Annotated in this window: 4 protein-coding genes; 3 read left to right on the top strand and 1 reads right to left on the bottom strand. The window is 59.9% G+C overall.

Features of this window, described 5'->3' with window-relative positions:
• From Q0341_RS03905 to Q0341_RS03895, 3 genes are all read left to right on the top strand, one after another.
• Positions 1-434: guanylate kinase (locus Q0341_RS03905; protein ID WP_299510723.1), on the top strand; the 434-nt coding region annotated here is incomplete at its 5' end.
• Between the two features lie 29 nt (positions 435-463).
• Positions 464-664: a DNA-directed RNA polymerase subunit omega gene (rpoZ, locus tag Q0341_RS03900; protein ID WP_299510722.1), complete on the top strand. Its 201-nt coding sequence runs from the start codon at positions 464-466 to the stop codon at positions 662-664.
• Between the two features lie 121 nt (positions 665-785).
• Positions 786-3,056, top strand: coding sequence for a bifunctional (p)ppGpp synthetase/guanosine-3',5'-bis(diphosphate) 3'-pyrophosphohydrolase (locus tag Q0341_RS03895; protein ID WP_299510724.1), 2,271 nt, complete (start codon positions 786-788; stop codon positions 3,054-3,056).
• A gap of 38 nt (positions 3,057-3,094) precedes the next feature.
• On the opposite strand, the gene greB is transcribed toward Q0341_RS03895, so the two are convergent.
• Positions 3,095-3,518 (bottom strand): transcription elongation factor GreB (gene greB, locus Q0341_RS03890; protein WP_299510721.1); only part of this gene is annotated, 424 nt, incomplete at its 5' end.

Raw genomic sequence — 3,518 nt, 5'->3', positions numbered from 1 at the left:
CTATGGTGTTGGGCGATGCCTTTGTCGAGTGGGCCCATGTGCACGGCCAGCGTTATGGCACATCCAAGAAAATGATCGAAGACCGCATGGCCCAGGGTGCGGACGTGATTTTGGAGATCGATTACCAAGGCGCTTTGCAGATCAAAAAGATGTACGCGAACGCGGTACTGATCTTCATCTTGCCCCCCAGCTGGGAAGAATTGCGCTCGCGCCTGGAGCGCCGGGGTGAAGATGCAGCCGATATCATTGATTTGCGCCTGCAAAACGCTGCCGTCGAGATGGCCCAGGCCCAAGAATTCGACTTCGTTATAATCAACGAAGTATTTGATCGTGCCCTGTTTGACCTCAAAGCGGTTGTTCACGCCCAACGGCTCAAGTACCACGTTCAGCGCCGCGCCCGGCCTGACACCTTTCAAGCCCTCAAGATGGCTTGACCCCGCACAGACATTTTCAAGGAAACCTCATGGCCCGCATCACTGTTGAAGATTGCCTGGAACAGATCCCCAACCGCTTTCAGCTGGTTTTGGCCGCCACTTACCGCGCCCGCATGCTGAGCCAGGGTCACACCCCACGCATCGAAAGCAAAAACAAGCCCTGCGTGACCGCCCTGCGCGAAATCGCCGCTGGCAAAGTCGGCACCGAAATGCTCAAGCGCGTCGTCTAAAGCACCACCCGACCCGGTCTGGCCTGAGCCAAACCGGTCGTCAGGCCACCAAACGCCCCATTCATGGGGCTTTTTTTTGGGATTTTTTCAGGCCTGCGGTGGCTTGCGTTACATTGAAGCCATGCCTGTTGCCGTGCCCCCAACCCCCAAAGCCAGCGCCCACCGCTCACCAGCGCTGGACCCCGCAGTTGCCAACGCGGCAGCCGCCAGCTTTGCCGTGCTCGAGGCGCAACTGGGTTATCTGAACGAGGCCGAGACCGACATGGTGCGGCAGGCTTACAAATTTGCCGACGAAGCCCATTTGGGGCAGCTGCGCAAAAGCGGCGAACCCTACATCACCCACCCCATCGCCGTCGCCGGTTTGTGCACCGAATGGAAGCTCGACGCCCAAGCCTTGGCCGCAGCGCTGCTGCACGATGCCATGGAAGACTGCGGCATCACCAAGATCGAGCTGATTGAACGCTTTGGCTCCCCGGTGGCCGAATTGGTGGACGGCTTGACCAAATTGGAGAAGCTGGAGTTCAACACCCGCGAAGAAAACCAGGCCGAGTCGTTTCGCAAGATGCTGCTGGCCATGGCCCGCGATGTGCGCGTCATCCTGATCAAGCTGGCCGACCGTACCCACAACATGCGCACCATGTCCGACATGCCGCGCAGCAAATGGGGCCGCATTGCATCTGAAACGATTGAAATCTACGCGCCCATTGCCCACCGTTTGGGCCTCAACCAGATTTACCGAGAACTGCAAGACCTGTCCTTCAAGCACCTGCTGCCCTGGCGGCATGCGGTGCTGACCAAAGCCGTCTCACGCGCCCGCAACCGCCGCCGCGACCTGATTCAAAAAGTGCAGGCCGATGTGGAAGCCGTGTTTGCCCAGGCCCACATGGAGGTGCGCATCAGCGGCCGCGAAAAAACCCTGTACTCCATCTACAAAAAGATGGATGAGAAACACCTGAGTTTTGCGCAGGTGACCGACATCTACGGCCTGCGGGTCATCGTGCCTTCGGTCATTGATTGCTACACCGCTTTGGGTTTGCTTCACCAAATCTACAAACCCGTGCCCGGCAAGTTCAAGGACCACATCGCCATTGCCAAGGTCAACGGCTACCAGTCGCTGCACACCACCTTGGTGGGGCCGTCTGGCGTGAACGTGGAGTTCCAGATGCGCACCGAAGCGATGCACTTGGTGGCCGAATCGGGTGTGGCAGCGCACTGGCTTTACAAAGAACACGAGTCGGCCAGCGCCCAATCCGAGCGTTTGGGCACGCAGTGGTTGCAATCGCTTTTGGACATCCAGACCGAGACACGCGACGCGGCCGAGTTCTGGGACCACGTCAAGGTCGACCTGTTCCCCGATGCCGTTTATGTGTTCACGCCCAAAAGCCAGATCATGGCCTTGCCACGGGGCGCCACGGTGGTGGATTTTGCCTACGCCATCCACAGCCGGGTGGGTGACCACGCCATGGCGGCCCGCATCAATGGCGACCAAGTTCCACTGCGCACCGAACTCAAAAACGGCGACGTGGTCGAAGTGATCACCGCACCCGTCTCGGCCCCGAACCCGGCATGGCTGGGTTTTGTGCGCACGGGCCGCGCCCGCTCCAAGATTCGTCATCATCTGAAAACCATGGCCCAAAGCGAGTCCATTGGCTTAGGGGAAAAACTCTTGTCCCAAGCTTTGCGGGCCGAGGGCATCAACCAACTGCCCGCCAACGACGACGCCAACCACGCGCTGTGGGAAAAACTGCTGCGCTTCACAGGCAACCGCAACCAGCCCGATTTGCTGATGGACATTGGCCTGGGCAAGCGCATTGCGACCATCGTGGCCAAACGCCTGACCGCCTTGTTGTCTGAGTTGGGACAAAAACCCGATGCGCTGCTCATGACCCGGGAACGCTTCACCGCCCACGAATCCATCTCGCAAGGGGCCATCACCCTGGACGGCAGCGAGAACGCCTCGGTGGTTTACGCCCCTTGCTGCCGCCCCCTTCCTGGTGATGACATCGTGGGTTACCTGGGCCGTGGCGAAGGCTTGGCCGTGCACAACCGGGACTGTGCGACGGCACGCAAACTGGCGCAAAAAGACAGCGAACGCTTCATCGGCGTGGAGTGGTCAGACGAATTGAGCCGCAGTTTCGAAACCGCCATCACGGTCACCGTGGTCAATGGCAAAGGCGTGTTGGCCCGGGTGGCTGGCGCTTTGGCCAGCGGAGAAAGCGACATCGTGCACGTCGACATGGGGCAAGACACGCCGCAAGACACGGCCGAATTGAAGTTCGTGGTGGCCGTGCGCGATGTGGCCCACCTCGATCAAGTGCTGCGCCACCTCAAACGCACCCCGTCTGTCATCAAGGCCGAGCGCCAGACACCCAAAGGCAATGGCGCAGCCTGAGCTGTGGCGTACTCACAAAGCTACGGCGCACCTGCTGTTCAAGCAGCTGCCGGATAGCGGACTTCCAGCACCTGAATGTCGATCACGCCTGCGGGCGTGACCAGTTTGAGCTCGTCGCCCTCGCGGGACTTGAGCAAAGTGCGCGCAATGGGCGAGACCCAGCTGACTTGGGCTTGCAGACTGTCGGCTTCGTCAATGCCCAAAATCGTCACTGTGCGTTCGGTGCCCGTGGCCTCTGCATAGGTGACCGTTGCGCCAAAGAACACCTGGTCGCTGCCGTGGTGCACCGCCGGATCGACCACTTCCGCAATCTCCAAACGTTTGGTTAGGAAACGGATGCGCCTATCGATCTCGCGCAAGCGCTTTTTACCGTACAGGTAATCCCCGTTTTCCGAGCGGTCGCCATTGCTCGCGGCCCAATGCACGATCTCGACCACCTTGGGGCGCTCGACATCCATCAGG

Source organism: uncultured Limnohabitans sp., from assembly GCF_937889215.1.
Taxonomy (GTDB): Bacteria; Pseudomonadota; Gammaproteobacteria; order Burkholderiales; family Burkholderiaceae_C; genus Limnohabitans_A.
The sequence above is the reverse complement of the archived record's forward strand: the minus strand, read 5'-3'. Positions and strand labels throughout refer to the sequence as shown.